At 69.3% G+C, this 26,115-nt stretch carries 31 protein-coding genes and 3 pseudogenes; 18 read left to right on the top strand and 16 right to left on the bottom strand.

What is annotated here, in order from left to right; genetic code table 11:
* The first annotated feature begins 10 nt into the window (after positions 1-10).
* On the top strand, positions 11-616 hold the full coding sequence (locus AB0N07_RS29945) for a GNAT family N-acetyltransferase (RefSeq protein WP_365840318.1): 606 nt from the start codon (positions 11-13) through the stop codon (positions 614-616).
* 21 nt (positions 617-637) lie between these two features.
* On the opposite strand, the gene AB0N07_RS29950 is transcribed toward AB0N07_RS29945, so the two are convergent.
* On the bottom strand, positions 638-1,132 hold the full coding sequence (locus tag AB0N07_RS29950) for a TetR family transcriptional regulator (RefSeq protein ID WP_365840320.1): 495 nt from the start codon (positions 1,130-1,132) through the stop codon (positions 638-640).
* Between the two features lie 84 nt (positions 1,133-1,216).
* Here AB0N07_RS29950 and AB0N07_RS29955 point away from each other — a divergent pair, with 84 nt between their 5' ends.
* From AB0N07_RS29955 to AB0N07_RS29975, 5 genes and pseudogenes are all read left to right on the top strand, one after another.
* Positions 1,217-1,798, top strand: a complete 582-nt coding sequence (locus AB0N07_RS29955; RefSeq protein ID WP_365840322.1) for a dihydrofolate reductase family protein — start codon at positions 1,217-1,219, stop codon at positions 1,796-1,798.
* 18 nt (positions 1,799-1,816) lie between these two features.
* The gene (locus AB0N07_RS29960; RefSeq protein ID WP_365840324.1) at positions 1,817-2,011 is read left to right on the top strand and encodes a hypothetical protein; all 195 of its coding nucleotides are present in this window, start codon (positions 1,817-1,819) and stop codon (positions 2,009-2,011) included.
* Positions 2,012-2,095: 84 nt separating this feature from the next.
* A pseudogene (locus AB0N07_RS29965) lies at positions 2,096-2,509 on the top strand (YciI family protein).
* Between the two features lie 18 nt (positions 2,510-2,527).
* Positions 2,528-2,722, top strand: a pseudogene (locus AB0N07_RS29970) (RNA polymerase sigma factor); the annotation flags it as partial.
* Positions 2,723-2,781: 59 nt separating this feature from the next.
* The gene (locus AB0N07_RS29975) at positions 2,782-3,027 is read left to right on the top strand and encodes a hypothetical protein (RefSeq protein ID WP_365840326.1); all 246 of its coding nucleotides are present in this window, start codon (positions 2,782-2,784) and stop codon (positions 3,025-3,027) included.
* Here the strand turns inward: AB0N07_RS29975 and AB0N07_RS29980 are convergent.
* The 3 genes from AB0N07_RS29980 to AB0N07_RS29990 are packed head-to-tail and all read right to left on the bottom strand — an operon-like array spanning position 3,024 to position 4,612.
* Complete coding sequence (locus AB0N07_RS29980) at positions 3,024-3,782, bottom strand: VOC family protein (RefSeq protein ID WP_365840328.1); 759 nt, start codon at positions 3,780-3,782, stop codon at positions 3,024-3,026. The two genes, AB0N07_RS29975 and AB0N07_RS29980, sit on opposite strands and share 4 nt — an antisense overlap.
* Positions 3,779-4,192 (bottom strand): VOC family protein, encoded by a 414-nt coding sequence (locus AB0N07_RS29985; RefSeq protein ID WP_365840330.1) that lies wholly within the window; start codon positions 4,190-4,192, stop codon positions 3,779-3,781. Before AB0N07_RS29985 ends, AB0N07_RS29980 begins: the two co-directional genes overlap by 4 nt.
* 27 nt (positions 4,193-4,219) lie before the next feature.
* Positions 4,220-4,612 (bottom strand): helix-turn-helix transcriptional regulator, encoded by a 393-nt coding sequence (locus tag AB0N07_RS29990; protein WP_115913281.1) that lies wholly within the window; start codon positions 4,610-4,612, stop codon positions 4,220-4,222.
* Between the two features lie 102 nt (positions 4,613-4,714).
* On the opposite strand from AB0N07_RS29990, the gene AB0N07_RS29995 reads away from it, so the two are divergent.
* The 5 genes and pseudogenes from AB0N07_RS29995 (at position 4,715) to AB0N07_RS30015 (ending at position 8,509) form a co-directional block, all read left to right on the top strand.
* Entirely contained in the window at positions 4,715-5,869 is a 1,155-nt protein-coding gene (locus AB0N07_RS29995) for an inorganic phosphate transporter (protein WP_365840332.1), read from the top strand.
* 19 nt (positions 5,870-5,888) lie between these two features.
* Positions 5,889-6,122: a hypothetical protein gene (locus AB0N07_RS30000; RefSeq protein WP_365840334.1), complete on the top strand. Its 234-nt coding sequence runs from the start codon at positions 5,889-5,891 to the stop codon at positions 6,120-6,122.
* A gap of 19 nt (positions 6,123-6,141) precedes the next feature.
* Positions 6,142-7,047, top strand: coding sequence for a polyphosphate kinase 2 (ppk2, locus tag AB0N07_RS30005; RefSeq protein WP_365840336.1), 906 nt, complete (start codon positions 6,142-6,144; stop codon positions 7,045-7,047).
* 19 nt (positions 7,048-7,066) lie between these two features.
* Positions 7,067-7,885: pseudogene (locus tag AB0N07_RS30010) on the top strand (methyltransferase domain-containing protein).
* Between the two features lie 432 nt (positions 7,886-8,317).
* Positions 8,318-8,509, top strand: coding sequence for a hypothetical protein (locus AB0N07_RS30015; RefSeq protein ID WP_365840338.1), 192 nt, complete (start codon positions 8,318-8,320; stop codon positions 8,507-8,509).
* Here AB0N07_RS30015 and AB0N07_RS30020 read toward each other — a convergent pair.
* From AB0N07_RS30020 to AB0N07_RS30045, 6 genes are all read right to left on the bottom strand, one after another.
* Complete coding sequence (locus tag AB0N07_RS30020) at positions 8,499-8,960, bottom strand: hypothetical protein (protein ID WP_365840340.1); 462 nt, start codon at positions 8,958-8,960, stop codon at positions 8,499-8,501. The two genes, AB0N07_RS30015 and AB0N07_RS30020, sit on opposite strands and share 11 nt — an antisense overlap.
* Positions 8,957-11,836 carry a phosphotransferase gene (locus AB0N07_RS30025; RefSeq protein WP_365840342.1) on the bottom strand — a complete coding sequence of 960 codons (2,880 nt, stop codon included), beginning with the start codon at positions 11,834-11,836 and terminating at the stop codon, positions 8,957-8,959. The genes AB0N07_RS30020 and AB0N07_RS30025 overlap by 4 nt, the downstream gene beginning before the upstream one ends.
* A gap of 234 nt (positions 11,837-12,070) precedes the next feature.
* Positions 12,071-12,424: an ASCH domain-containing protein gene (locus AB0N07_RS30030; protein ID WP_365840344.1), complete on the bottom strand. Its 354-nt coding sequence runs from the start codon at positions 12,422-12,424 to the stop codon at positions 12,071-12,073.
* The gene (locus tag AB0N07_RS30035) at positions 12,421-13,536 is read right to left on the bottom strand and encodes a hypothetical protein (RefSeq protein ID WP_365840346.1); all 1,116 of its coding nucleotides are present in this window, start codon (positions 13,534-13,536) and stop codon (positions 12,421-12,423) included. The genes AB0N07_RS30030 and AB0N07_RS30035 overlap by 4 nt, the downstream gene beginning before the upstream one ends.
* Positions 13,537-13,564: 28 nt before the next feature.
* On the bottom strand, positions 13,565-14,041 hold the full coding sequence (locus AB0N07_RS30040; RefSeq protein WP_365840348.1) for a hypothetical protein: 477 nt from the start codon (positions 14,039-14,041) through the stop codon (positions 13,565-13,567).
* Entirely contained in the window at positions 14,035-14,496 is a 462-nt protein-coding gene (locus AB0N07_RS30045) for an ATP-binding protein (RefSeq protein WP_365840350.1), read from the bottom strand. Before AB0N07_RS30045 ends, AB0N07_RS30040 begins: the two co-directional genes overlap by 7 nt.
* A gap of 103 nt (positions 14,497-14,599) precedes the next feature.
* Between AB0N07_RS30045 and AB0N07_RS30050 the strand changes: the two genes are divergently transcribed.
* Together AB0N07_RS30050 and AB0N07_RS30055 are read left to right on the top strand one after the other, a co-directional pair.
* A complete protein-coding gene (locus tag AB0N07_RS30050; RefSeq protein ID WP_365840352.1) occupies positions 14,600-15,940 on the top strand; it encodes a helix-turn-helix transcriptional regulator in 1,341 nt (446 codons plus the stop codon).
* Positions 15,937-16,755: a class I SAM-dependent methyltransferase gene (locus AB0N07_RS30055; protein WP_365840354.1), complete on the top strand. Its 819-nt coding sequence runs from the start codon at positions 15,937-15,939 to the stop codon at positions 16,753-16,755. The genes AB0N07_RS30050 and AB0N07_RS30055 overlap by 4 nt, the downstream gene beginning before the upstream one ends.
* Before the next feature lie 12 nt (positions 16,756-16,767).
* Here AB0N07_RS30055 and AB0N07_RS30060 read toward each other — a convergent pair whose 3' ends face one another.
* The 4 genes from AB0N07_RS30060 to AB0N07_RS30075 form a co-directional block, all read right to left on the bottom strand.
* The gene (locus tag AB0N07_RS30060; protein WP_365840356.1) at positions 16,768-18,459 is read right to left on the bottom strand and encodes a mobilization protein; all 1,692 of its coding nucleotides are present in this window, start codon (positions 18,457-18,459) and stop codon (positions 16,768-16,770) included.
* Complete coding sequence (locus AB0N07_RS30065) at positions 18,449-19,057, bottom strand: hypothetical protein (protein ID WP_365840358.1); 609 nt, start codon at positions 19,055-19,057, stop codon at positions 18,449-18,451. Before AB0N07_RS30065 ends, AB0N07_RS30060 begins: the two co-directional genes overlap by 11 nt.
* Before the next feature lie 318 nt (positions 19,058-19,375).
* Complete coding sequence (locus tag AB0N07_RS30070; protein WP_365840371.1) at positions 19,376-20,560, bottom strand: DUF3631 domain-containing protein; 1,185 nt, start codon at positions 20,558-20,560, stop codon at positions 19,376-19,378.
* A 574-nt stretch (positions 20,561-21,134) separates the two neighbouring features.
* Complete coding sequence (locus tag AB0N07_RS30075) at positions 21,135-21,329, bottom strand: helix-turn-helix domain-containing protein (protein WP_126395012.1); 195 nt, start codon at positions 21,327-21,329, stop codon at positions 21,135-21,137.
* A 120-nt stretch (positions 21,330-21,449) separates the two neighbouring features.
* Here AB0N07_RS30075 and AB0N07_RS30080 point away from each other — a divergent pair, with 120 nt between their 5' ends.
* Together AB0N07_RS30080 and AB0N07_RS30085 are read left to right on the top strand one after the other, a co-directional pair.
* Positions 21,450-21,953 (top strand): helix-turn-helix transcriptional regulator, encoded by a 504-nt coding sequence (locus AB0N07_RS30080; protein ID WP_365840360.1) that lies wholly within the window; start codon positions 21,450-21,452, stop codon positions 21,951-21,953.
* 21 nt (positions 21,954-21,974) lie between these two features.
* A complete protein-coding gene (locus tag AB0N07_RS30085; protein WP_365840362.1) occupies positions 21,975-23,129 on the top strand; it encodes a site-specific integrase in 1,155 nt (384 codons plus the stop codon).
* 7 nt (positions 23,130-23,136) lie between these two features.
* Here AB0N07_RS30085 and sodN read toward each other — a convergent pair whose 3' ends face one another.
* A complete protein-coding gene (gene sodN, locus AB0N07_RS30090) occupies positions 23,137-23,532 on the bottom strand; it encodes a superoxide dismutase, Ni (RefSeq protein ID WP_115905969.1) in 396 nt (131 codons plus the stop codon).
* 145 nt (positions 23,533-23,677) lie between these two features.
* Here sodN and sodX point away from each other — a divergent pair, with 145 nt between their 5' ends.
* The gene (gene sodX, locus AB0N07_RS30095) at positions 23,678-24,112 is read left to right on the top strand and encodes a nickel-type superoxide dismutase maturation protease (protein ID WP_030928924.1); all 435 of its coding nucleotides are present in this window, start codon (positions 23,678-23,680) and stop codon (positions 24,110-24,112) included.
* On the opposite strand, the gene AB0N07_RS30100 is transcribed toward sodX, so the two are convergent.
* On the bottom strand, positions 24,016-24,645 hold the full coding sequence (locus AB0N07_RS30100) for a CGNR zinc finger domain-containing protein (RefSeq protein WP_365840365.1): 630 nt from the start codon (positions 24,643-24,645) through the stop codon (positions 24,016-24,018). The genes sodX and AB0N07_RS30100 overlap by 97 nt on opposite strands.
* 98 nt (positions 24,646-24,743) lie before the next feature.
* Here AB0N07_RS30100 and AB0N07_RS30105 point away from each other — a divergent pair, with 98 nt between their 5' ends.
* Together AB0N07_RS30105 and AB0N07_RS30110 are read left to right on the top strand one after the other, a co-directional pair.
* Complete coding sequence (locus AB0N07_RS30105; RefSeq protein ID WP_365840367.1) at positions 24,744-25,523, top strand: class I SAM-dependent methyltransferase; 780 nt, start codon at positions 24,744-24,746, stop codon at positions 25,521-25,523.
* A gap of 105 nt (positions 25,524-25,628) precedes the next feature.
* Positions 25,629-26,072, top strand: a complete 444-nt coding sequence (locus AB0N07_RS30110; protein ID WP_365840369.1) for a hypothetical protein — start codon at positions 25,629-25,631, stop codon at positions 26,070-26,072.
* Positions 26,073-26,115: the final 43 nt, after the last annotated feature.

Here is a 26,115-nt window from a genome sequence, read left to right on the forward strand (position 1 = left end):
AGGGCGGCACATGGGCGTGGCGATCCGGGCGGCGGACGAGGGCGACCGGGAGTTGGTCGTGCGGCTGCTGGACGAGGCCTTCCAGGACGATCCGGTCAGTGGCTGGGTCTTTCCCGGGGACGAGTACCGCCGTACGACCCACCACAGGCTGATGGCCGCCTTCACCGGGATCGTGCTCGACGAAGGCCGGATCGACGTCACGGAGGACGGCAGCGCATGCGCGTTGTGGCTGTCCGTGCCCGCGGGAGAGCACGAGGCCGCAGAGGACGCGGCCGACGACGGGGCCGCCCGGCTGCGGGCCGCCGTCGATCCCGGGAACGAGCGCATCGAGCTGATCGCCCGCCTGACCGCGGAGATCCACCCCGCCGGACGCGCCCACGAGTACCTCTGGATGGTCGGCGTGACTCCGGAGCACCAGGGCGAGGGAATCGGCAGCGCGCTCGTCCAGCACGTCCTGGACCGCTGCGACCGCGAAGGTCTTCCCGCGTATCTGGAGGCGAGCAGCGCCCGCAGCCGTGTGCTGTACGAGCGCCTCGGCTTCGAGCTCACCGGCCGCCCCCTCGACCTGCCGAACGGCCCGCAGATGTGGCCGATGTGGCGGGAGCCCCGCGGCTGACCTGCCGCTTCGGGGTGACCGCTACCTCTCCGGCACGACCGTCGCCACGATCCGCTCCACCAGCCCCTCCGGCACGCCGACCCCCGGCAGTCCCGCCGACCGGTGGAACTCCATGCCCTGCTCCAGGTCGGCGCGGACCGACTCGGTGTAGGAGGCGCGCAGTTCGGGGCGCCGGGCGGCTTCGAGACGCATCTCCAGCAGGGCCAGATAGCCGGTGCGGTCGCCGGTGACCCGGGTCATCAGGTCGTGCACCAGGGCCGTGACCAGGGCCCGGTCCTTCGGCGCCCGCATCAGCCCGGCGAGCACCTGGGGGTCGGGTGCGAGGCGCTGGTGCAGCCGGGTGTCGATCTGGCGGAGCAGTTCGTCGCGCGCGGTGAAGTAGTTCGACGCGGTGCCCACGGGCACCCCGGCCGCGGCGTCCACCGCGCGGAACGTCAGGCCTCGCGCCCCCTCGCGCGCGAGTACCTCGACGCCCGCGTCGACCAGGGCGGCTCGGCGCCCCGGGTTGCGTGCCATGGAAATCTCCTTGTAACCACTACAGATGAAGCACTATAACTGTAGTTGTTCAAGCGGTCTTGCCTCCTACGGAAAGAGATCGGCTTGCGAAAGCTCACCTACTTCGTCGCCTGCTCCATCGACGGGTTCATCGGGGACCCGGCCGGTGACGCGTCGTCGATGTTCGCGTTCCTGGACGAGGAGTTCCTCGGGTTCCTCGTCTCGACGTACCCGGAGACCGTCGCGGCCCACGCCCGCGAACCGCTCGGCATCAAGGGCGACAACCTCCGCTTCGACACCGTCATCCAGGGCCGGGCCAGCTACCGGCTCGCCCTCGACGCCGGAATCACCAGCCCGTATGCGCATCTGCGCGAGTACGTCGCCTCGCGCACCCTGAAGGAGTCTCCCGACCCGCATGTCGAGATCATCGCGGAGGACCTGGTCGGCAGGGTCCGTGAGCTGAAGGCCGAGGACGGCGGACCCGGCATCTGGCTGTGCGGCGGCTCGCAGGTGGCCGGTGAACTGCTCGACGAGATAGACGAGTTGGTCAGCAAGACCTACCCGCAGGTCTACGGCTCGGGCATGCCGATGTTCGGCGCCGGCTTCTCCGTCACCGACTTCACGCTGGAGTCGGTGCGCACCTTCGGCAACGGTGCCCTCGTCCGCACCTACGCGCGCTGCCGCTGACCGGCCTACGCTGAGGGCATGGACAGTTCAGAACACGTCTGTCCGGTCTGCGGACAGCCCGTGGAGACGGTCGTCAAACGCCACAAGACCCTGGGCGCGTGGGTCCCGGTATGGGTGCCGGGCCCTTGTCGCAACCCCGAGTGCGAGGCGTACGTCGTCGAAGGCGCCGTACCTGGCCAGGAGCCCGGAAGTCCCGCCGTGAAAAATTCCTGAGCCCCGTGTCGAGGAACCCGGCCCGCTCCGACGTCCCCGTGAGAGCCGCCCACCAAGGGCGCTGCGAGCCGAAGGAGCAGAGTCATGAGGTACCTGGCCATGGTGCAGTGCACCCAGGCGGACTACGAGGGCATCCAGGGCACGGCGAGCGCGACCTCCCCGGCCTGGAGCCAGGAGGACGTCCAGGCCATGTACGCGTTCATGGGCGCCCTCAACGACGAGTTGGCCGGGTCCGGCGAGATGATCGACGGACAGGGCCTGGCCGAGCCGGCGAGGACCCGGCTGGTGGGCCTCGGCGAGGACGGCAAGAGCGTGATCACCGACGGCCCGTACGGCGAGACCAAGGGCCTGCCGGCCGCCTACTGGTCCTGGACTGCGCGAGCCTGGAGCGCGCCACGGAGATCGCCGAGCGCATCGTCCGGTGCCCCCAGCCCGCCGGGGCCACCAAGTACCCCGTGGTGATCCCGACCCATCGGCAACGGCTCCGCGGACGTCTGAGCGTCCACGGGCACGACCATCGAGGTCGAGGACCTGCTGCGCCTGCACGCGCCGCAGGTCCTCGGCGCGCCGGTCAGGCGGTACGGGCACTTCGACGCCGCCGAGGACGCCGTACAGGAGGCGCTGCCGGCCGCAGCCGGGCAGTGGCCCTCGGCGGGCGCGCCGGACAACCCGCACGGCCGGCTGATCGAGGCGGCCTCACGGCGGCTGACCTGCCCGAACAGCCCTATCTGCCGGGGCGGGCGGCACGGCTGAGGGCGTAACGTGGCACCATGACAAGCGAGTTGGGGGAGTCGCGCCGTCGTGCTCGGCGGTGGGCCGTGGTGGTCTGGGCGGTGGCCGTGGCCGTCGGGGGAGGGCTCACCCTGTGGCTGCAGGACTCCGCGGAACCGCCGCCACCGGTCGGCTGGGAACAGGCAGATCCCTCCGAGGAGCCCGCCGCCCCGCTGCTGAAGGCCACCGAGTGCCCGCGTGACGAGGGGGCCACGGCCGTTGGGTGCGTCCATGCGTGGCCCTAGGAGCCCTGGGCCTCCTGCACGGGCAACCCGCCCGTCTCCGGATCCCGCTCCGTCAGGCAGTACGTGCCGCCCGCCGGGTCCTGCATCACCGTCCAGTGGGTGCCGCGGGCGAGCAGCCGCGCGCCCAGGCGTTCGTGGGCGGTGCGGGTCGTCTCGATGTCCGTACAGGCCAGGTCCAGGTGGGCGGTGGCGGGGCGGTCCTCGTCGAGGCGCTGGAGGAGGATGCGGACCGGAAGGCCTGTCGGCGGCCTGAGCACATGGAACTCCGGCAGCGCCCCGGGCCGTGACAGCCACTCCGGCAACAGGGCGCTCCAGAAGGCGACTTCGGCGTCGTATGCGGCAGGCGCGATGTCGATGCAGACCTGGTCGAGGCGGCTGCCCCGCACGACGGGAGGGCGCGTCGCCTGCGCGCGCCACGGCATGGTGCACAGCTGCTGTCCGGCGGGCGACCGCAGCACGGCCCACGTTCCGTGATCGGCGACCACCGCCGCCCCGAGAGCCACCGCAGACCGCATGAACTCCCGTTCGTCTGCCACCGGGAAGTCCAGATGCGCACCGCCGGGACCCGAGGTGACCCCTTGCACCTTGACGCATGCGTCGGCCCCGTCGTGCAGGAGAGTCGTGAACTCCTCGTTCTCGCCGCGGAGTTCGGAAAGGCGCGTACCCGTGACGGCCGTCCAGAACTCGCAGGCGGCTCCGAAGGACTCGATCGGCCGGTCCACGAAGGCGTAGGTCCACAGGACCTGTCGGCTCATCCCTTCCGCTCCATGAACCGCAGCATGTTCCCCGCCGGATCCCGGAACGCGCAGTCCCGGACCCCGTACGGCATGTCCGTCGGCTCCTGGAGCACCTCCGCACCGGATTCCTGGACGCGGGCGAAGAGGGTGTCGCAGTCCTCGGTGCTGAAGTTGACCCCGCGCAGCACGCCCTTGGCCAGCAGCTGCTCCATCGCGTCACGGTCGGCGGGGGAGAGGTCGGGGTTGGCCGCGGGCGGCTCCAGAACGATCGACACGTCCGGCTGCAGCGGCGACCCGACGGTCGTCCACCGCATCCCCTCGTACTTGACGTCGTTGCGGATCTCCAGGCCCAGGACGTCGCAGTAGAAGGCGATCGCCTTGTCGTGGTCGTCGACGGCGATGAAACAGGTGTGCAGTTTCAGGTCCATGGGGCCAACCTAAGGTCGATACCGGTGTTACGTCCTTCTGGGACGTGTGTACGCGCGCACCACGCACGGCGGGATCTCCGCGCTCTCCTCGTGCGAGCGGGCCCGGTAGGAGCTCGGCGTCTCGCCCACCAGTTCGGTGAAACGGGCGCTGAAGGACCCCAGTGAGGTACAGCCCACCGCCATGCAGACCTCCGTGACGGTGAGGTCGCCGCGCCGCAACAGGGTCTTGGCCCGTTCGATGCGGCGCGTCATGAGATAGCCGTACGGGGTCTCGCCGTACGCCTCGCGGAAGCTGCGCTGGAAGTGCCCCGGCGACATCAGGGCGGTGCCCGCGAGGGCGGCCACGTCGAGGGGCTCGGCGTACTCCCGGTCCATGCGGTCGCGGGCCTGTCGCAGGCGTACCAGATCCTCACGGTTCACCACGTCAGCATCGCACGACCCTCACCGGTCGGGCGCCGGGTTCTGGCGTGGGCTTTGCCTGCAGTTCGCCTGCCGTATGAAAGCGCTTGTTCCCCTGAGGGAATGGACCACATCACGTTTCTCGTGGCGGTCGTCATCGTCACGGCCCTGGCCTTCGACTTCACCAACGGATTCCACGACACCGCCAACGCGATGGCCACCTCCATCGCCACCGGCGCGCTCAAGCCGAGAACAGCGGTGCTCGTGAGCGGAGTCCTCAACATCGTCGGAGCCTTCCTGTCGACGGAGGTCGCGAAGACGATCTCCGGGGGAATCGTCGACGACACCCTCGTCAGTCCGGGAATGATCTTCGCCGGGCTGGTCGGGGCAATCCTGTGGAACCTGCTGACCTGGCTGGTCGGCCTGCCGTCCAGTTCCTCGCACGCCCTGTTCGGCGGGCTGATCGGCGCCGTGTGGGTCGGCGCGGGATCCCACGGCGTGCACTTCGACAAGGTTGTCGAGAAGGTGCTGATCCCCGCCGTGGCCTCGCCGGTCGTGGCGGGAGTAGCGGCCCTGATCGCCACCTACCTCGCCTACAAGCTCACCGCCCGCGGCCGCAAGGACTCCGTCACCAAGGGCTTCCGCCTCGGCCAGATCGCCTCGGCCTCGCTGGTCTCGCTCGCCCACGGCACCAACGACGCGCAGAAGACCATGGGCATCATCACGCTGACCCTGATCTCCGCGGGCGCCCTCGGCCACGACGCCGGCCCGCCGGTCTGGGTGATCGCCTCCGCCGGTCTCGCCATCGGCCTCGGCACCTATCTGGGCGGCTGGCGGATCATCCGCACCATGGGCAAGGGCCTGACGGAGATCCAGTCCCCGCAGGGCTTCGCCGCCGAGACGGCCTCCACGACCGTCATCCTCACCTCCGCCCACCTCGGCTTCGCCCTGTCCACCACACAGGTCGCCTCGGGCTCCATCCTCGGTGCGGGCCTCGGCCGGCGCCTCGCGGAGGTCCGCTGGGGCGTCGCGGGCCGCATGGTCGCCGCCTGGCTGATCACGCTGCCCTCGGCCGCGCTGGTCGGCGGCCTCTCCGCGGCAGCGGTCAAGCACGGCGGCAACTTCGGCACGGTCGTCGTCGCCCTGGTCGGCGCCGCCGTCGCCGCCGGCATCGTCCTCGTCTCGCGCCGCAACCCGGTGCACGCCAACAATGTCAACGACGCCCACGAAGTCACCATCCGCACCGAACCGCCGGCCCGCGTCGGCACGGCCGCCTGAAACACGGGGAGTTCGCAGCATGACACTCGACTGGAGTGCACTCGGCCAGGTCACCGCGGTGAGCATCGGCGTCACCGTCGCCGTGGTCGTCGTCTTCGCCCTCGGCGTACTCGGCGTCGCCCGCTTCGAAGGAGCACGCGAGGACGGCGGCGGGACCTCGTCCCTCGGCCTCGCCCAGGCGGGCCTGTGCTTCCTCGCCTGCACGGCGGTGGTGGCGTACGGGATCTATCTGATCGTGCCGCAGTTCCACTGAGACCCAAAAGGACATCCGGATGACGACGCCACCCCTGTCGGCCGACCTGAAGGTCGACTACACCGACCCCGACGACCCGGTGCTCATCCGCCCGGACGGCAGCCCGATCGACACCTGGCGGGAGAACTACCCGTACGGGCACCGCATGGAGCGCAAGGAGTACGACTGGCACAAGCGGCTGCAGCAGATCGAACTGCTGAAGCTGCAGAGCTGGATCAAGGAGACCGGGCGCCGGCTCGTCATCGTCTTCGAGGGACGGGACGCGGCCGGCAAGGGCGGTACCATCAAACGGTTCACCGAGCACCTCAACCCGCGCGGCGCCCGGGTGGTGGCGCTGGAGAAGCCGACCGAACGCGAGCGCGGGCAGTGGTACTTCCAGCGCTACGTCGAACACCTGCCGACCGCGGGCGAGATCGTGCTGTTCGACCGCTCCTGGTACAACCGGGCGGGCGTCGAGCGGGTCATGGGCTTCTGCTCGGACGACGAGTACCGGCGCTTCATGCGGCAGGCGCCCGCATTCGAGCGGATGCTCGTGGACGACGGCGTCGACCTGATCAAGTTCTGGTTCTCGGTCTCCCAGGGCGAACAGCGCACCCGCTTCACCATCCGTCAGGTCGACCCCGTACGGCAGTGGAAGCTCAGCCCCATGGACCTGGCCTCCCTGGACCGCTGGGACGACTACACCGCCGCGAAGGTCGCCATGTTCCGCGAGACGGACACGGAGCACGCGCCCTGGACGGTGGTCAAGAGCAACGACAAGAAACGGGCCCGCGTCGAGGCCATGCGCAGCGTGCTCGCCCGCTTCGACTACACCGGCAAGGACGAGGAGGTCGTCGGCAGTCCCGACCCGCGGATCGTGGGGGCGGCAGCGGGCCTGCTGGAGGTGGGGGAGGACGACGACGGCGGTCTGGTAGGCAGCCGGTAGCCATGTCACCGTTCCCGAGATCACCGAACTGTCCGCCGCACACGCTGCCGCCGTCACCGACCGGTTCCGCCTCGCCCAGCACGCCTACGGCAGCGACCGCGCCCTCGCCGCACGCCAGGCGCTCTACGAGTGGAAGACGCCCCGCTACGACCTGCCCGGCATCGTCGCCGAGCAGTTGAGCGAGGTGCGCGGACACGTCGTCGAGGCCGGCTGCGGCAACGGCGGATACGTCCGCCGACTGCGCCGGGACCGTCCCGACTTGGCGGTTCTGGGCTTGGACCTCGCTCCCGGCATCCTCGCCGGGGTCCCCGGCCCGGTCGCCGTGGCGGACGTCGCCCGCCTGCCGCCGGCGACCGGGGGCGTGGGCGCCGCCCTGGCGATGCACATGCTGTACCACGTCCCCGACATCGCCCGCGCGGTCGCGGAGCTGTCCCGTGTCGTGGCCCGGGACGGGCTGCTGGTCGTCTCCACCAACAGCGCGCGCGACAAGCCCGAACTCGACGACCTGTGGCAGCGGGCCGCCGGCGACGTCCTCGGCACCGGCCGTGGCCCGGCCCGTATCTCGCTCAGCGCCCGCTTCCCCCTGGAACAGGCACCGGCCCACCTGGGCGAGGAGTTCGGGCGCCTGGAGACGATCGAGCTGCCCGGCACCATCGCCGTCCGCGGTCCCGGTCCGGTGGTCGCCCACATGGCTTCGTAGCGGGCCTGGGCGGACCAGCACGATGTCCCGTTCGCCGCGACCATCGACCGCGCCCGCGTCCTCCTCACGGACCACATCGCCCGGCGAGGGGCGTTCGAGATCAGCTGCAGGAGCGGCATCCTGCTCTGCCGTCGCTGAGACCGCCTCACGGCAGAAGCGGAAGGGGCCCGGCCGGTTTCCGGCCGGGCCCCTTCGGAATGCCCGTGGACCTGCGATGGTGCACCGATCGCGGGTCCACACGAACGGGGCGTTCGTCAGGCCTTCTTGGTCTCCTAGTAATGGGCCGGGTCGGTGACCTGCGGGGATCTTTCCTGTGGGGCGCTGACCTGGCCTTTTACTGTTGGCTGGCGATGGGGTGCGACGGTCCTGATCGGGTGTCCTGCGGACTGTGTGCGGACTGGCCGGGGACCCAACACGAGCGACCCTGTGTTCAAGCTGGCCTGGGTGGGTGCTGCGTGGTGGCCCGCTGGGGTTCCTCTTGCTGAAGGTCGCGTTCCCCAGCTGACGCGTCCGAGGCGCTGCGAACCGAGTACGCCACCTATGGCGGCTGCCCTGACGTACAGGCATAACGTGGAGCAGCCCGGCCGCCCTGACATCGCCCACCTGACGCACGGTCAGGTCGTCAAGACGCTGGTGGCCAACCGGCTGACCGCGCCCGCCCTGCTGTGGAGGGTGGACGACTGGGCGCGTGAGTGGGCGGTGGAAGAGGTCTTCGGCGTGGAACCGGAGCAGCTCGCCGGGACGGGCGAGATCACACGTTAGTCTGGCCACGCCGCATCTGCAGGACGCGCTCTTGCCTCCCGTTCCCGTCTTGCCAGCGCAAGTGCACGGTGAAGCGTCGGGTGCCGCGGTGCGCGTCCGACACTGGCAGCCACGGAACCGGATAACGGGCGCCCCGATCGAGCCGCATGAGCGGAAACTCGTCCGGCGGCGAGTCCGCCAGCTCAACCGACCCGCCCTCGACGTCCTTCACCGTCAGGTGTACCTGCTTGGCCGAGGCGGGGCCCTGGTTCCAGATCACCAGGTGGTAGCCGGCCTGACGGATCGTGCCGTCGGGAAGTTTGATCTTGGCGAAGTCGGACGTACGGTGGAAGTAGGCAGTCACCTCGGCGGCCAGCGTCTCACGTTTGCGGGCGCGGTGCTGCACGTGCGCCGTTATGGCCGACAGGACGAGCGCGCAGAGCGCGATGACGGTGCCGATCCAAGCACTCACGAGTCATTCCCCCCTTTCCGCAGTCGTGCGTCCCACCGGTGCCACAGTGCGGAGGTGATCACTGTACTGAGCGTGAGAGCGAACTGCCGCTGCGCCCTCCGAAGCGTGGAGTAGCGCACCATGGGCAACAGCGCGCCGACGAGGGCGAGATGGTACTCGTCGATCCTGATCGGCCAGTGTCCCTGTCCGCAGCCGACGGCGATCTCGCGGACCCGCTGGGTGACCTGCAGGACGAGGCGTTCCCGATCGGTGAGGTCGCCCATCTCCTCCGGATCGGGCACTCCGGGCAAGAGGTCGCCCTCGTTGCGGAATCGGTCGCCCGTTCCGGCCAGCACGCCAGCAATCCAGGACGCCACCCGTGCCGCGGATGCTTCGTCGTCCCAGGTGAACACTTGGCATAGCAGGCTCGCCTCGATCCGGGCGAAGTCCTTGCACACATGGCCTTCGTGCGCGCTCTCAAAGTCGATGAGCACGGGTGTGGGCTGGGAGCTGCTATGTGTGCACAGCACGTTGTCCAGGTGCAGGTCGCCGTGGGTGATCGCCAGAGTGGTGTCGAAGTCCACGAGGTCGATGTCGAAGGAGTTGATGATCCGCTCGAAGTCGCCCTGGCCGGTCTCGGACAACTCGGCGGCGAACCAGAGCGGGTTCACCGTTGCGACCTCGCGGAGCCGCGCCATCGCGCTGGCCAGGCCGGGGGTGGACGCGCTCCACTCTGTGTCGTCCTTCTTGGTGCTGGATGGCATGTCGAAGTTGGCCTCGGCTGCCCCCCTCAGCAGAGACTGCAGCTCCGTCCGGGCCCAGTTGCCGGGCAACTGCTTCTTCGGGGCGGGGGCGGGGCGGAACACGGGGTACTCCGCCCTGATGTCGATGCGGTCGCGGCGGCTGTGCGCGAGCCAGGGCCGCATGTTGGTGAGAAGCAGCCTGTTGAAGATTGTTACTGCCTCGTCGGCGGTCGCGGTGCTGAGCCACTGGGTTAGGGTGCGCGGAGCCTCGCCCTGCTCGAACGCGTAGGCCGTTTCGATGGCGCGTAGGGAGTCGCCGTTGTCGCCGAGGTACATCTCCATGGCGCTCGCATGGCATTCGCTCGGCCGGTTGTTGGGGTGCAGCCGCTTCGCATATTTCCGGAAATTGTCTCCCTCCCGTTGAACCTTGTCCCGCCGGTCGATCTTCAGGATGGAGCGTGGACCGTAGCGGGTGGTCAGCAGGTACGTGGGCATACGGCGCCCCTCGAAGAGTTTGCCGCGGACGGTCACGACCTCGTCTGGGTCGAGGCCCTGTGCGACCGCAGCGCGTAGCACGGGCGTCGGGATGCGTACGGCGCCACCGGCGCTGGTGAGGAGGGAGGTGCCGCGGGGGTTCGCCTTGCCGTCGCTCTCCCACGGGTTGCTCGCGACGCGCACTTTGCTCGCTGCCTCCATCAGGGAGCTGACGCCCTGCTTCCACAGGTCGCGCTCCCCTGTCGCATCGAAATCCGCCGCCCGGTCGAAGATCGTGTCGACGATCCAGTGCGCCCGGGCCTCGTCCCATCCGGCGACGCAGGCGAGTGCGAAGCAGGCCCCATGTCGGCTGTCCTCGGACAGCCACTCGCGGAGCAGCAACTCCGGCCAGACGGATCTGCTCACCGACCCGTGCGTGAGCACGCGTCGGTCACGGGTGCTCTCCTGCGGCAGGGCGGGGTTCGGCCCGGCGAGCAGGAGGTGCGTGCCGACTGCGGAGAGCATGTGGTGGCGCAGCGTCGGGTACCGATCAAGGAACACCGGCGGGACCTCGTGCGCAACGCACACGAGGATCTCGGCGCAGTCGAGGATCAGGTCGCGGGCCGAGTCCATGAACTTCAGGTTGCTACCGAGGAAGGACCGCAGATACCCCATGAGGTCGCGCAGCACGTGCGGTCGGTTCGTGGGCAGGCCGTTGTCGACCTTCCACATCCAGTGGTTGGCGGTGGCAGAGATTAGCCAGCGCAGTCGGGCCTCCTCCGGCTGCTGTGCCCTGTCGGCCCGGACTGCGAAGGTCCTCATGGCGCGCGCGAGGGACCCCAGATCCTTTGGGTCGGCTGGCATGTTGCCGTCGTGGAAGCAGTCCACAAGCGCCCGTACGTCCTGATCGACGTGGGCCGCCAGCTCGCGGTCGGCGAGCGCGCCGTGGTTCCCGCTCATCTCCTCGAAGTACTTCAGCAGCGCCGCAGTGCGCTCGCCGGCGGGGGCCCGGTCGGGCGACCAGCGTACGGCGAGCTCCGCCACCAGCTCGCGGGCGGTGGTCGCGTCGGTCTGCAAGGAACCGAACCCAGTTTGTTCCTGCACCTCCGGGTCGTCCGTCTCGTCGTCCTCGGGGCGGTCCGGCTCATCCTCGGTCTCGTCGCTCTCGTCCGTCACACCAGTCTCGTCGATCACAACGATGCCGGACGGCCCGGCGGCGACGGTTACCTGGGGCGTCGGGCCAGCGGAGCCGCCCGGGGCAAAGATCTCTTCGAGGCCCCAGATCGGCGCGTTCAGAAGCTCAGGAAGCTCCGTGAGTAGCGGCACTCCGAGCGTGCGCAGCCTGGCGCCGCACTTGTCGCGCTCCCGCACGAAGTTGTCGCGGTTGCCTGGGTTGTCGGGCTCTTCGGTAAGAACGAGGCAGGAGACCTGCAGGGCCTGTGCGGCGTCCTTGGCCAGTCCGCGGCGATCGAGTTCGTCACTGAGCCCCTTGAGGCCGAAGAAGAGCTTGAGCCGCACGTCGTCGACGGTCTTTCCGCCGTGGTGCAGGGTATAGGCGACGGCCAGCGTCCGCGCCGCCTGTGACGCCGAGGTGGTGCAGTCCTGCCAGTCGGGGTATTGAGTCCCGGGCGGGAACGGAAACATCGACTGCGCCCATGCGATGTGCGGGGAGACGTCCAACTCGCCCTACCTCCGTGCCGGATGACTTCTAGGTCTCAGGGGCCCTACACATTAGGAGGCTGCCTGGGGGCGCCGTCGGAATCCGGCCATCTGGCAGCTGGTTGATCAAGGCTTGCAGGCGAGAGGCAGGAGCTGGATTGGGTTTGAGTGGTGCCGCCGGGGTGGCTTCGATGGGCGATGCCGTTCCGGTTGAGGATGACGTCGAGTACCTGATCTTGTAAGAGCGGGAATCGGTCAGGTCAAGCGCTTCATCTCGATAGCGAGGGCGCCGAGGATCTCCTTCTCCGGGCCGTAGATGGTCCGGATGTTGGTGAGTTGCTGGTCCCGGGTAGCGGTCGGGTTGACGTTGGATGGGCCCTCGCCGTCGAGAAGGGCCTCGAAGTTGGGGTACTCGGCAACCCGCTTCACCTTGACTTCGCAGGTCTCGTCGGTGCCCTTGATACGGAAGCGGATGATGTCGCCTGCGGCGAGGCCGGCGAGGTGCGGGTACTTCACCCGCACCTCGATCGTTTTGGTGCCCGCCGCGACGAGGTCGAAGTACTGGCGGTAGAGATTGAGCTCGTGGACGCGGGCGGTGGTGTCGGTCATGGGGCGGAAACGCTCCTGGTGGCTGGTGCGGTCATCATGCGGCCGATCTCGGCGGCCGAGTACGAGCGGAAGAAGTGTCGGGGGTCGGACAGCAACGTATCGGTCATGGTCAGCAGTTGCTCGGCATACTCCGCGACGGTGCCGGGCCACTGTCGGGTGTCGAGCATCCAGTCGTCTGCACCCTCGGGCAACGGAGCGCGGCCCTCGCGGATCAGCGACTTGGACAGTTTGGCGCCGGTGTCGGTGACGACCTGCGGGCAAAACAGGCGGGCGGGGAGCTGGGCGCGGGTGAGGCCGACGGCATGGAGCGCTTCGTCGACCAGGTGGGAGCCGAAGACCCAGTCGCCGCCCTTGACCATGACGTGGAGTGTGCCGTGAGGGTTGGACAGGGAGAGCTCCTTGACCGTATTGCGGTACAGGGTGGCCAGGTCGAGGTAGGCGCCTCCGGTTGGCGCGATGGTCGCCTGGTAGGGGCCGTCGTGAAGGCAGACGGCGGTGACGTGCGCGGTTTCGCTGTCGATGAGATGGACTCGGGTACGTTCGGCGTGTTTCTCGGCCCAGCCGCAGCCGGGTTGCGGGCAGGGGATGCGCAAGTGCGGCGTGCCGGTGGAGGGGGCGAGCCACCAGCGGGCGGCGTCGAGGCGGGGCAGGAGGCGGAGCCAGGTGCGGCGGAAGTGTGCGCCGGCCTGCTGCTGGCTGTAGTTCTCGATCCGGTGAGGGATGCCCAGGCGCTGAGAGAGCGCGGTGAAGAGGGGTTGGTAGAGGGCGGTGACCAGGTCGGTCAGGGCCTGGTCACCGAGGGCTTGAGCGTAGGCGCGCTGGTAGCGGTGGCCGCTGAGTGGGTCGGTGGTCAGCTCGTAGGGGGCGTTGTCGAGGGCGTTGAAGAGGACCTCGGTGGGGATGCCGAAGCGGTCGCGCAGGCGGGCGGCCATGGCGAAGGCGAGGGACTGGACGAGCGAGGTGCCAATGTGTGGGGCGCCGTTGATCTGGGTGCCGACGGTCAGCACGATCCGTTCGGGTGGGGTGGCCAGGATGCGCGGGGTCAGGACGTCCTCGGCGTGGTGGAGGGCGTTGGCCAGGACGGTGTTCGGTGAGACAGGGTGGGGCGTCACGGGATGTCCCCCTGGGGTGGGTTGGGGCTCACTCAGATCGGGTGTGGCCGAAGAGGAGGCGCTGGCGGAGCGTGGCGCGGTCGAGGTAGGTGTCGATCTCTGCTGGTGTGGCGCTGCGGGAGAGCGGGTCGAGGCCCAGGACGAGGGCTACCGGAGTTCCTTGGGTGAGTAGCAGGGTCCAGGCGCGGCCTGCGGGGATGCGCTTGCGATACGGGGTGCCGTCGAAGCTCAGGGCCACCTCGGTCGGGCTGAGTAGGCGCAGACGTGGCCCGATGTCCGGCGGGGGAACGGTGCCCTGACCCAGGCGCAGGGTTTCACCGACTGCACGCATGCGCTGCTCGATGACGGCTGGCGTCTCGTAGACACTGCGCGGAGGTCGGGGCACCAGCAGGAGGCAGCACAGCGCAGCGCCGGTTGGGGTGGCATCCAGCCATGTGGTGGTGGCCAGGGAGGCGATCAGACCGGTGGACGGCATGAAGGACTCGGTGCGAGCGGGCGTCAGCATGCGGGCACCACCCCGTGGTGGAAGGAGGCCCAGACGCATTTGCCGGGGCCTGGGCGTTCCTCCACACCCCAGTGATCGGCGATAGCGGATACGAGCAGCAGGCCGCGGCCGTCGGCCGTTGTCTCCCGGGCTTCCCGCTTTTCAGGTCTGGCGTTGCCGCCGTCGTGCACTTCGATGCGCAGCACGGTGGCGTGCAGTTCGACGCGTACGAGGACCTGACTGCCTGGAGGGGCTCCGTGCATGACGGCGTTGGTGGCCAGTTCGGAGGTGCACAGCCGGATGTCGTCGAGGCGTTCCGTTCGGCCCCACTGGGTAAGGGTCTCGGCGACGAAGGAGCGGGCGGCGCTTGGAGTGGTCCGGCGCCGGTCGAAGAGCTTCGTTTCGTGCTCGACGGCGCCGTCAAGGGCTTGGCCCGGTGCGAGGGTGTCCGGCTCGTCGGGCAGTGTGCTGGGCATGGCCAACAGCCAACCGCTGTCGCTCGTTTGGGTCGGGAGCCAGCGTGGGGGCCATGCAGGGGGCCACTATGGGGGCCAGAGTTCGCATGCTCCGGGGAGCGGGATGGGTGACACGGGGATCGGCGCGTTGCTCATTCGGCTGCGTACTGTGCGCGGTTGGACCCAGCAGCGGGTGGCCGACGAGTACAACGCCCTGGAGGGGCGCTCCGCCAAGACCGGTAAGGAGATCGGGCGTTACGAGCGCGAGGTGCGTATCCCGGTTCCGTACACCCGCAAGTACCTGGCACAGGTGTTCGGTGTCGATGTGGCGGTGCTCGACCGGGCGGTGGCGGTCAGCAAGAGCCTCGTGGCGGAAGAGCACAGCGCGGCAGGGGCCGTGCAGGAGCGGTCACTGGGGCCCGCCGTGCCTTCACGCTCCGGGGTGGGTGCCGTATCGGCCGACGCGGTGATGTCGGCCGACTTCGCTCGGTTTATCGCGCAACGCAACGCCGACGAGTTCGTCGTCGAGCAGTTGGAGGCCGATGTCGCCCGGCTCGCCCGCGCCTACGTCAGCCATCCGTTGCTGGAGCTGTACGTCGAGATCAAGCGGCTGCGGAACGGGGCGTTTGAGCTGCTGCGCGGGCGTCAACATCCCCGGCAGACCGCTGACCTGTACGTCGCGGCCTCACGGCTGTGCGGCCTGTCCGCCCACGTCTGCTTGGACCTGGGCGACTACGACTCGGCTGCCACGCACGCCCGTACTGCTCGGGCGTGTGCCCAGGTGGTCGGGCACGAAGGGATGCTGGCTTGGGTAAGAGCCGTCGAATCCCTGATCGCCTATTGGACCGGGCGGTACGGGCAGGCGGCCCGGCTTGCACAGGTCGGCCGCCACCACCGGGCGCACGGCAGCATCGGAGCCCGGCTGGCCAGTCTGGAGGCGCGGGCGTTGGCCATAGTCGGAGACCGGGCGGGCGCGGTGGCTGCTCTGGCGGACGCTGAGCGCTCACGCGAGGCAATGCCCGGCCATGACGACGTACCGGGGATCTTCGCCTTTCCGATCGCCAAGCAGTTCGCCTACGCCGGGACGACCAACCTGGCCCTGGGTGGGCGGGAGCACGTCCAGCAGGCCATCGTCAGTGCGGACACCGCGATCCGGCTCTACCGCAGCGCCGAGGACGACGATCAGTCGGTCGGGGACTTGTTCGCCGCCCATGTCGATCTCGCCCGTGGCCATCTGCTTCTGGGCGACTTGGACGGCACCGAGGCGATGCTCGGATTCGTGCTCGCCTCCCCGCCCGAGCGCATGTCGGCCAGCATCGTGCGCCGGCTCACTGCTCTGGGTCGCGAGCTGAGCGGGCCGCAGTACGGTGGAGCCGCGCAGGCCGCACACCTACGCGAACGACTTCAGCACACGGCCGTCCTCGCGGCCTCACCCGCCGCCCACCCACCGGAGCTGCCGACGTGACCGAACTGTCCGCCGCACACGACGCCGCCGTCACCGACCGGGACCGCCTCGCTGGGAGTGCCTACAGGAGTGACCGGGACCTGGCCGCCCGCCAGTCTCTCTACCAGTGGCAGACGCCCCGTTACGACCTGCCCGGCATCGTCGCCGAGCAGCTGAGCGGCGTACGCGGGCATGTGGTCGATGTCGGCTGCGGCAACGGCAAGTTCATTCAGCGGCTTCGCGATGATCGGCCTGATCTGGCCCTGCTCGGCTTGGACATCGCTCCCGGCATCCTCGGCGGCGTGCCCGGGCCCGTCGCCGTGGCGGACGCCACCCGCCTGCCGCTGGCAACGGCCAGCGCCAACGCCTCCCTCGCGCTGCACATGCTCTACCACGTCGCCGACATTCCCCAGGCGGTCAGGGAACTGTCCCGCGTCCTCGCCCGTGACGGGCTGGTGATCGCCTCCACCAACAGCGACCAGGACAAAGCCGAACTCGACGACCTGTGGCAGCGGGCGGCGGGCGATGTCCTCGGTACCGGACGCGGCCCGGCCCGCATCTCGCTCAGCGCCCGCTTCTCCCTGGAGAAAGCCCCGGCCTTCCTGAGCGAGGAGTTCGGCCGCGTGGAGACGATCGCACTGCCCGGCACCATCACGGTCCAGGACCCCGAGCCTGTCATCGCGCACATGGCCTCGTACCAGGCGTGGGCAGACCAGCACGACGTGCCTTTCGAGGCCACGATCGAGCGGGCCCGAGCGATCCTCGTCGATCACATTGCCCGACACGGGGCCTTCGAGGTCACGTGTCTGGGCGGCATCCTCGTCTGCCGTCGCTGAGGGCCGACTTGGCTATCGCCGTCGGCCGCGTTCCGTAGACCGTTCGCCCACTGACCTGGACGTGGGCTGGGGTGTGGGCGTCACGGCTGCGGTGATGCGAGTGCTCCGCGTGCGAGCTGCCTGGGCTCGCCTGTTCGGTTGAACGGTGATGCGCCAGTTGAGGACCTCGGCGGGACGCTCGGCACTGTCGAGTTCTCGCCGCGCGGCGATTTCAGTCAAGAGGTGCCGGATGTTGTGGCCGGCGGTCTCGGAACGGGCGAGGGTCGTAGTCAGGGCCGGCCAGGTGGGATCGGCGAGGACGCGGTCGGCGTGGTCGGGGAGGACTGCGCGCAGATCCTGCTCGAAGCGGCTGGCGGTTGTGGGGCGCGGTGCGCGACGGGCGAGATCCGCCAAGACCGGCTGGGCGGCCTGCTGGTAGCTGGCCTGCAGGTGGCGGAGCGCTTCTTCGGCTGCTGCGGCCTGCTGCTCGTGGCCGCGCTGCTCATGCCACTTGGCGGCGGCGCGCGCCACGTGGAGCGCGGCGAAGATCAGGGCGGTGGCGAGTCCGCCCGGAGCGTGTGGGGCGTAGGCGAGTTCCTTGGCGGCTTCCCGCAGGGCGGTGGCTGCCTGGTGGTCGGCCCGGGTCGCCGAGCGGCGTGCGCGGTTGAACGCCCTTGCTGCTGCTTGCAGTTCGGTCCGGTGCCTGCCCTTGGTGGTGAGGGCCAGGTTGTGGAGGGCGTCGCCGAAGGCATCCAGGTGCCCCTGGGCCACCGCGTCGTCGCCCGAGTCGAGGACTGCCTGGGCGTCGCGGATGGCGGTCTCGGCGCGGTGCCACGGTTCGGCCGGGTCCGCCATCTGCTGAGGGCGGTCGGCCAGGTCCTGGGTGGGGAGACGTTCGCAGAGGCGGTTGTAGGACAGGTCGGGGGCGAGCTTTGAGCCGCCGTACCAGACCGGCTCGCCTTGGGCGGTGTCGCCGGGCGCGGCCAGGCTGTAGCCGGTCACCTCGCCGGTCTCGGGGCCGATGCGCGGCCTGACCTGGATGCCGAGGGAGCACAGCACGGTGAAGTACTCGTCGATGCTGCGTACGGCGGCGGCGACCGCGTACGCCTGCTCGCGCAGCCACTCGCGCGCGGTCTCGCCCCGGCCTTGGCGCTCGGCCTTCGCGCGCTCGGCGCCCGTGGGCGTGCGCGGGGCTGTGAGGTCGCCGGACTTCAGGCGGCGCAGCCCGAACTCGGCCTCGATCTTGCGGCATTCCCGCTGTGCCCGCCAGCCGTCCCGGTTCGTGCGGGGACGGCGGCCGTCGGCGCGGACGGTGGTGGCCATGATGTGGATGTGGTCCTCGGCGTGCCGGACCGCGATCCATCGGCACGCCTGCTCGTCGCCCTCGGGGGCGATGCCTGTGGCGGAGACGACGCGGCGGGCGACCTCGGCCCACTCGGAGTCGGTGAGGTAGCGGTCGCCGGGCGCGGTACGCACGGGGCAGTGCCACACGTGCTGCGGCGGCTGCTTTCCGCCGATCTCCCGGGTGCGCAGGTCGACGTGGTGGTCCAGGCGGCGGGCGAGTTGGGTGTAGGTGGCGGCGGGGTCACGGCCGGGGTCGGGGGCGCCGGCCATGTCCCAGGCAGCCACGATGTGGGGGTCGGTGTGCTCGTCGCGCCGCCCTTTGCCGAAGAGGTAGTTGATCAGGCCGAGCGTGCTGGAGCCGGTGGAGACGTCAGGTACCATGACCGGCCCCTTCCGTCAGGAGCCGGTCCATGAGTGCATAACTGGCTTGGGCGGCCTGCTCGATACGGTCGAGGACGGCCTCGGCGCGCTCGGGTATCGCGCCGGAGTGGATGGCTGCCGTGACCTGGTTGAGGTTGGTGCCGATCCGGTTCAGCGCCTTGGTGTGCGCTTCGATGACCTCCACCAGCGGGCGGATGGGGTCGTCCTCCGGGCTGCCGACCATCCCCGCCTTGCCGAGCGCGACGGCGAGGGCGGCGTCACCGACGAAGCCGGCGAACTTCTGACGGCGCCGCCTGGCCTCGGCGTCGATGAGGTGGACCGCAGTCGGGGTGAATCGGATCTTCTTCTCCTGGTCGCGCTTCTCGGTGGTGCGCTTGCGGTTCATCCGCGCGGGCAGCACCGGGGCGTCGGGCTCACGCCATGAGGGTTGCTCAACGGTGGCGGGAGCTTGCGGATTGGCGGACGGCTCGGCGTGAGGGGTGACGGAGTCGGCGATGGGCTGCTGGGCGCCGTCGGCGGCAGACGTGGTGCGGGGCTCGCTCACCCCCTCCTCAGGCTCGGGCGCCCGCTGGCGCCCGGCCCCCTCTTCCTCCGCCACCCCAGGGGCGGGGGCAAGCGCGGACGAAGCCCCATTAGGGGCTCGTTCGCTCCAGCTTGCTGCTGTTCGTCGGTCCCGGCTGAACCAACCCCAGCGGCGGGAAGAAGAGGGGTTCGTGTCGTTCTCAGTGTCCATGGTGGTGCTCCGGTGCAGAAGGGGATGGGGCTGTGTCACGTCCGTCGCATCCGTCGCACGCCTGGTCAGCACAGGTACGGACACGCGGGCAGGGACGGAGAACTCCGTCCCGGCGAGAGAGTCCGTCCCCGCACTGACCTGCGCGGGGACGGATGCGACGCAGTGATACGGACCCCGGTGGGGTCAGAGAGTGAGTTTGGGCCCGGCGGGGCCACCGGGCGGGCCGACAGGCAGCGCCCCCGCCGGAGCGGCGGGCGGCCTGCTCTGCGCCATGCGGGCAGGGGCGGCGCCGTGTTCGGGCTCGGGCGCCGCCTCGACGAGGTCAGGGCAGTTGCGGGCCCAGGCGTCCAGGAACCGATTGCGCATGTACGCCTTGGCTTGCCTGCCCTTGTCGAAGCGGTAGTTGGCCGGGCTGATGTTGAAGTCCCTCAGCAGATTGCTCAGGTGGTAGGCGTTCAGCCCTTTGGTGCCGTGATCCGCCCACGGGGCCTCGGCGTCCTGGAGCAGAGCGGCGACCAGATCCTGGGTGGCCAGGGCCTCGGGGTTGTCCGCCTGCGCGAAGATGCGGTGGATGTCGCGCAGCAGCCGCGTCTTCAGGCTGCTCTGCTCGTCCTGGACCGCCTCGTGGCGGGTCATGGCCAGGCAGGCGGCACGGGCCTGGGCGGGCCAGTGGCCGCCGGCCAGGTCGGCGATGATGACCAGTGGCTCCCAGGTGTCCGCCGCCCGGTCCTCCACCGGCATCTGCGGCACCATGCGGGCAGCCTGCCCGCGCAGCGGACCCAGCCAGGCGGTCAGCCGGTCACGCAGCGCGTGGAGTTCCGGCACTGAATACCGGGAGCGGAAAGGGGTGACCTTCTCGCCCGGCTTGCGCTTCTGCATCCGCAGCACCACCGCCCGGTCCATGACCGTGTCCGGCAGGTCGCCGATACCCGCGATGGCGGCCATGGCGAAGGTGGGGAACGGAGTCGGCTTGTGCTCCGGACCGGAGATCCGCCAGGCGGGCCGGTTGCGCTGGTGCCCGGCATTCAACAGGCCCCGAAGGATCTCACTGTCACCGCTCGCCTTGGGGCCGAAGATGGTGTCCGCCTCGTCCACCAGCAGGGTGGGCGGGTTCTTGCCGATGACGCGGAAGATGACCGCCGGGGAAGTGTTCACCGTCATCATCGGCTGGTGCACGGTCTCGTGGAGTACGTCGAGGACCCGGGACTTGCCACAGCCCTTCGTCGGGCTCACCACCGCCAGACGTGGCGCGTGCTGCAGAGCCGTCTGGATGTGCGTGGCCGCCACCCACAAGGTGACAGCGGTCAGCGCCTCCTCGCTGGGCAGCACCACGTACTTGCCGATCGCTGCCCGCAACTCGTCCAGCAGCGCGACCCCGTCAGCGGCTACCTGAGCACTGGCGCCTTCATGGCCGCCGGCGCGTGTCCCGCCATCGGTGGCTGCGATCTCTTGCTGCTCGGCCCGCTCCACGGGGACGTCGGTCCCCGGCGACAGGTGACGGCCGCTGTCCCGGTCCCCACTGCGGTCCCCTGGTGCAACTCCAGAGTCTTGGGGACCGGTCCCCGTTGGCGCGCCAATGCCGCTGACCTGCACGTCTCCAACGGATGTGGGTATGGGGACCGTAGCTCGCGCCGACAGCGGAGCGGATGTATCGAGGGGACGGTCCCCTGATACCGCAGCAGCAGAATGCTCGTCCCCGCGGCGTCCGGGGACGCCTTGGCCGGGGACCGCGACCTCGGGCCAGCTGACCTTGGGGACCGTGTTCGGGTTGGTGGGGGACGTAGAGTCCTCCATAGACGTTCCTCTCAGACGAGGGGCAGGACGGGCAAGGTCCAGCCCCTCGTCGGCTTGTTCGTTCAGGGATAGGCGGTGTGCGGGGAACTCTCCGGCCTTCGGCGTTGGCGCGCTGAGGGCCGTTTCCGTGTCCGGGGCTCCGAACGGCTCAGGAGGCCAGACCCCACTCGTCTCGGCCGTCGATCAGCGCCCGCTCGTACCGCAGCAGCTCGGCCTCGGGGTACAGCACCCGCTTGCCGATCTTGATGCCGCGCGGGCCCTTCTCGATCTGGCGCCAGTAGCGGACGGTGCTCTCCGCTGTGCGGTAGCGCTCGGCGACCTCCGCGGTGGTCAGGTATCGCATGCATTCCCAATCGACTAGGTAGCAATCCGGTCTGCATAGGTTGTACTCGACGATCGCCGGTCAGCCAAATCGGCAAGCATGTGTTTCAATTGGGAAAGCAACGGTCGGGATGGAGGTTCGATGGCAGGCGACAAGGCCGGCGACGGTGAGGTGCCGCTGCTCTACAGCGAGGGCAACATCGCCGCGCGGGTGGCGCTGGAGCGCGAAGTCAGGGGATGGAGCACGATCGAGTTGGCGGATCGGGTGTCCAAGGCCGGCGTCAAGATGAACCAGACCGGGGTCTGGCGTATCGAGAACGGCACCCCGCGCCGCCGCATCAACGTCGACGAGGCGCTCGCCTTCGCTCGCGTCTTCGAGCTGCCTCTCGAAGAGCTGATGTCTCCGCCGCTAGAGGGGCTGGACCTCGACAGCAGACGGCTCGTCCAGGAAGCCGTCGAGGCGTACTACGAGACGCGCGATGCCGAGGACCGCCTGCACCACGCCGTCGTCGGCATCGCCGAGTACATCCAGGCCCATCCGGACAGCTCACGGGCCATCCACGAACAGTGCCTTCGCCTCATGGGCGACGAGCGCGACGCCCGCACCCTCACCGAGCACATCGAGGGCGGCGGCTACCACCGATAACCAACCCAAGGGAGAAGCCACTTGGCGAACATCCAGAAGCGCCCCAACGGCAAATGGCGGGCCCGCTACCGTGACCTTGACGGCAAGGAGCACGCCCGCCACTTCGACCGCAAACTCGACGCCCAGCGCTGGCTCGACGAGGTCACGGCCAGCATCGTCACGGGCCAGTACGTCGATCCGCAGGCCGGACGGATCACCTTCGAGAAGTACGCGAAGAAGTGGGAGGAGTCGCTCATCGCCAGCGAGGCGGGTGAGCGCATCACCGACAACGCGCTCCGGCTCCACCTCGTCCCGGCGCTCGGCTCCCGCGCCATGGCGGCCATACGCCGCAATGATCTCCAGGTGCTCTTCAAGAGCCTGTCGGAGCTTCTCAGCCCCGGCAGTGTGCGCAACGTCTACGATGTCCTCGTACGCCTCATGACCGCGGCCGTCGAGGACAAGGTCATCGCTTCCAGTCCGTGCCGCCGGATCAACCTCCCGCCCATGCAGGACGAGGAGGTCACCCCACCCACGGTGGCGCAGGTCGAGGCCATGGCGCGCACGATGCCGCCGTACATCCGCGCGGCCATCGTCACGCTTGCCGGATCAGGCTTGCGTATAGGCGAGTTGCTCGGCCTCAAGCTCTCGGACGTCGACTTCAAGGCTGGCGCTATCCGCGTCGAGCGCCAGCGCCTCCAGTCCGGGAAGATCGGCCCGCCGAAGACCGCCAAGTCCCGGCGTACTGTCCCAGTCGGGGAGGTCGTGACCGACGCACTCCTCACGCACCTTGCCGCACGCCCCTCCAAGGAGTGGCTGTTCACGATGGAGGAAGGCGAGCCCCTCAACTACCGTCGCTGGAAGACGGAGTGGAACTGCGCCCGCAGGGCGCTCCAAGCGGCGGAGAACGAGGCGGCCGAGCGCGAAGGCCGCAAGCCCGTCGAGCTCCCGCACATGGTGACCCACGACCTGCGCCACTTCTACGCCTCCGCCCTCATCGCCGGCGGAGCGAGCGTCAAGCAGGTCCAGCTCGTCCTCGGCCACGCGTCCGCCGTCATCACGCTGCGGATCTATGCGCACCTGTGGCCGGGCGAAGAAGACCGCACCCGGACCGTCATGGACGCCGTTCTCGGCGGCCTGCGGACCGGGTGCGGACAGGTAGACCTGGCAACCAAGGAAATTGCAGGTCAAACGGCCTGATCAAAGATCAAGCCTTCTTGGTCTCCCAGAAGATCTTGTCGATCTGGGCGATGTAGTCCAGAGCCTTCTGGCCCGTGGCCGGGTCGGTCGAGCCCTTGGCGGCCGAGAGGGCCTTCAGGGTGTCGTTGACCAGCTGGTGCAGCTCCGGGTACTTCTCGAAGTGCGGGGGCTTGAAGTAGTCGCTCCAGAGCACGGAGACGTGGTGCTTCGCGAGCTCGGCGCGCTGCTCCTTGATGACGGTGGCGCGAGCCTGGAAGTGCGGGTCGTCGTTACCGGCAATCTTTTCCTGGATGGCCTTGACCGACTCCGCCTCGATGCGGGCCTGGGCCGGGTCGTACACACCGCAGGGCAGGTCGCAGTGTGCGCTGACCTTGACCTTGGGGGCAAACAGGCGGGAAAGCATGGAGCATTCCTTCCTCGTGATCGTCTTCTCAGGTGGGACATTACTCCCTGGGGGAGGGGATTTCGCGGGTGCCCCCATGGGCTTAGGACAAAAGTCCGGGGTCAGACTGAGACTGGTGGAGGAACGTACCGGGGAGGTGCCGGGCATGCCGGAGCTGTCGCAGGAGATCGAGCGCGGGCGGGCGCTGCTGCCCTTCGGGGCGGCAGAGGTGACCGGTCCGTCCATGGTGCCCACGCTCCACCACGGGGACCGGCTCGTGGTGCAGTACGGCGCCCGGATCAGGCCAGGGGACGTGGTCGTCCTGCGGCATCCGTTCCAGCAGGACCTGCTGGTCGTGAAGCGGGCCGCGGAGCGGCGCGACGGCGGCTGGTGGGTGCTCGGCGACAACGCCTACGCGGGCGGTGACAGCACGGACTACGGGACCGTCCCGGAGGACCTGGTCCTCGGCAAGGTGCGCTTTCGGTACCGGCCGCTGAAGGCGGATCAGCGCTCGCCGTTCGCGCTGGCGCGCTGGGCGCTGTCGGCCGCGAGGCCCGTCCTGTCGGACCGGTCGGCCTCCAGGCGCTTGCGGGCGCGGTAGGCGGCCACGTTGGCCCGGGTCGCGCAGCGGTCGGAGCAGTAGCGCCGGGAGCGGTTCGTGGAGGTGTCCAGATAGGCGTTGCGGCACGGCGCCGCCTCGCACAGGCCCAGCCGGTCCACGCCGTACTCCGTCAGGTGGAAGGCCAGGCCCATCGCCGCGATGGCCGCGTAGCCGGCGGTCGCGTTCGAGGGATGGTCGGCCAGGTGCATGTGCCACAGCGGGCGGCCGTCGTCGTCCCGGAAGTCGTGGCCCGAGATCTGCGGGCTGACCGGGAACTCCAGCAGGAGTGAGTTCAGCAGGTCCACCGCGAGCGTCTCGTCGCCCTTGTCGGCGGCCTCGAAGACCGCGCGCAGCCGGGCCCTGACCGAGCGGAAGCGGGTGACGTCGGCGTCGGTGGCGCGGCGGGCCGCCGACGCGTTGCCGCCGAACAGGTTGCGGACGGCCTCGACTGAGGTCAGGTTGTCCTTGCCCCGGGCCGGTTCCTCGCTGTTGACGAGTCGTACGGCATAGTCCGAGTAATAGGCCAGTTCCACTTGTGGTCCTTACGGAGGGGCTCTATGGTCGTGGGTGCGAAGAGGTAACGACTGCCTGTACTTCCAGGGTATTACGCGGGTGAGGGGAGAGGGATTCCATGACGGGAACCACTGCAACCGGAACCGGTACGACGGGGACCGACTGGCAGGCCTGGCAGGAGAGCTGGGACCGCCAGCAGGAGTGGTACATGCCGGACCGCGAGGAGCGGTTCCGCATCATGCTCGACATGGTCGAGGCGTGCGTCGGGACCGAGCCGCGCATCCTCGACCTCGCCTGTGGCACCGGCAGCATCACGGCCCGTCTGCTCGCCCGCTTCCCGGGCGCCACCAGCACCGGCGTCGACCTCGACCCGGCGCTCCTCACCATCGCCCGCGGCACCTTCGAGGGCGACGAGAGGGTCACCTTCGTCGAGGCCGACCTCAAGGACCCCGACTGGCCGACGCGGCTGCCGTACGAGACGTACGACGCTGTGCTCACCGCCACCGCCCTCCACTGGCTGCACAGCGCCCCCCTCGCGGCCCTGTACGGCCGGATCGCCGGGCTGGTCCGCCACGGCGGCGTCTTCATGAACGCCGACCACATGATCGACGAGACCACGCCACGGATCAACGCGGCGGAACGCAGCCTGCGCCACGCCCGTATGGATCAGGCCACGCGGGACGGAGCCCTGGACTGGGCCCAGTGGTGGCAGCTCGCCGCCGAGGACCCCGCCCTCGCCGGCCCGACCGCCCGTCGCTTCGAGATCTACGGCGACCACGCGGACGGCGACATGCCCTCGGTGCAGTGGCACGCGCGCGTGCTGCGGGAGAAGGGGTTCGGGGAGGCCCGGGCGGTGTGGTGTTCGCCGGCGGACACGTTGTTGCTGGCGTTGAAGTAGGTGTTCGGTATCACCGTGTGCCCTGCAACGAGATGACCGAAGCGATCATCTTCCAGTGGCCAGGCGGCCTCTGAGCTGCGCTTATTGACACAGGAAGGCTTCTGCGTGGGCTTCATGAAATCGGCCCTCACCGCAGGAATGGGTGCGGCCATGGCGATCGGCGGGCTGACCGTGGCGCCTGCGGCCCACGCGGAGTCCGGCAACGGAGGGTGCTACCAGTACACGGACATGGACACCTATCCCCACAACAGCAAAGTCGTGATCTGGAAGTCCTGCATCGGTAAGAAGGCCAACCAGGTCGGGCATCCGTATGCGATCTTCTCCATGGGGAAGAAGCACCCGAAATGCAAGATCCTCATCACGGCGGTCACCACGGGCGAGAAGATCGTTTCCAAGAAGGTCTACCCCTGCCCGAGCGGGCAGGTGGTGAAGAAGCGCTTCGACGGCAACGACTTCCACGGCGCGGGGCAGTTCACGACCTTCGCGTTCCTGTACGGGATCCAGACCGAGGGCAATCTGTCGCCTCGCAGTCCCTGGCTCAACCTGTAACGACCCGGAACGGCGGATGGCGCCCACCCCGACCGGGGTGGGC

The organism is Streptomyces sp. NPDC051172 (genome assembly GCF_040682555.1).
Taxonomy (GTDB): domain Bacteria; phylum Actinomycetota; class Actinomycetes; order Streptomycetales; family Streptomycetaceae; genus Streptomyces.

Excerpts from the sequence above, each read along its gene's own strand:
- AB0N07_RS30060 (WP_365840356.1), bottom strand. The coding sequence starts at position 18,459 with ATGGTACCTGACGTCTCCACCGGCTCCAGCACGCTCGGCCTGATCAAC.
- AB0N07_RS30030 (WP_365840344.1), bottom strand. The coding sequence starts at position 12,424 with ATGACCGACACCACCGCCCGCGTCCACGAGCTCAATCTCTACCGCCAG.
- AB0N07_RS29995 (WP_365840332.1), top strand. The coding sequence starts at position 4,715 with ATGGACCACATCACGTTTCTCGTGGCGGTCGTCATCGTCACGGCCCTG.
- AB0N07_RS29950 (WP_365840320.1), bottom strand. The coding sequence starts at position 1,132 with ATGGCACGCAACCCGGGGCGCCGAGCCGCCCTGGTCGACGCGGGCGTC.
- sodN (WP_115905969.1), bottom strand. The coding sequence starts at position 23,532 with ATGCTTTCCCGCCTGTTTGCCCCCAAGGTCAAGGTCAGCGCACACTGC.
- AB0N07_RS29960 (WP_365840324.1), top strand. The coding sequence starts at position 1,817 with ATGGACAGTTCAGAACACGTCTGTCCGGTCTGCGGACAGCCCGTGGAG.
- AB0N07_RS30080 (WP_365840360.1), top strand. The coding sequence starts at position 21,450 with ATGGCAGGCGACAAGGCCGGCGACGGTGAGGTGCCGCTGCTCTACAGC.
- AB0N07_RS29975 (WP_365840326.1), top strand. The coding sequence starts at position 2,782 with ATGACAAGCGAGTTGGGGGAGTCGCGCCGTCGTGCTCGGCGGTGGGCC.
- AB0N07_RS30000 (WP_365840334.1), top strand. The coding sequence starts at position 5,889 with ATGACACTCGACTGGAGTGCACTCGGCCAGGTCACCGCGGTGAGCATC.
- AB0N07_RS30050 (WP_365840352.1), top strand. The coding sequence starts at position 14,600 with ATGGGTGACACGGGGATCGGCGCGTTGCTCATTCGGCTGCGTACTGTG.
- AB0N07_RS29985 (WP_365840330.1), bottom strand. The coding sequence starts at position 4,192 with ATGGACCTGAAACTGCACACCTGTTTCATCGCCGTCGACGACCACGAC.
- sodX (WP_030928924.1), top strand. The coding sequence starts at position 23,678 with ATGCCGGAGCTGTCGCAGGAGATCGAGCGCGGGCGGGCGCTGCTGCCC.
- AB0N07_RS29945 (WP_365840318.1), top strand. The coding sequence starts at position 11 with ATGGGCGTGGCGATCCGGGCGGCGGACGAGGGCGACCGGGAGTTGGTC.
- AB0N07_RS29980 (WP_365840328.1), bottom strand. The coding sequence starts at position 3,782 with ATGAGCCGACAGGTCCTGTGGACCTACGCCTTCGTGGACCGGCCGATC.
- AB0N07_RS30105 (WP_365840367.1), top strand. The coding sequence starts at position 24,744 with ATGACGGGAACCACTGCAACCGGAACCGGTACGACGGGGACCGACTGG.
- AB0N07_RS30045 (WP_365840350.1), bottom strand. The coding sequence starts at position 14,496 with ATGCCCAGCACACTGCCCGACGAGCCGGACACCCTCGCACCGGGCCAA.
- AB0N07_RS30075 (WP_126395012.1), bottom strand. The coding sequence starts at position 21,329 with ATGCGATACCTGACCACCGCGGAGGTCGCCGAGCGCTACCGCACAGCG.
- AB0N07_RS30040 (WP_365840348.1), bottom strand. The coding sequence starts at position 14,041 with ATGCTGACGCCCGCTCGCACCGAGTCCTTCATGCCGTCCACCGGTCTG.
- ppk2 (WP_365840336.1), top strand. The coding sequence starts at position 6,142 with ATGACGACGCCACCCCTGTCGGCCGACCTGAAGGTCGACTACACCGAC.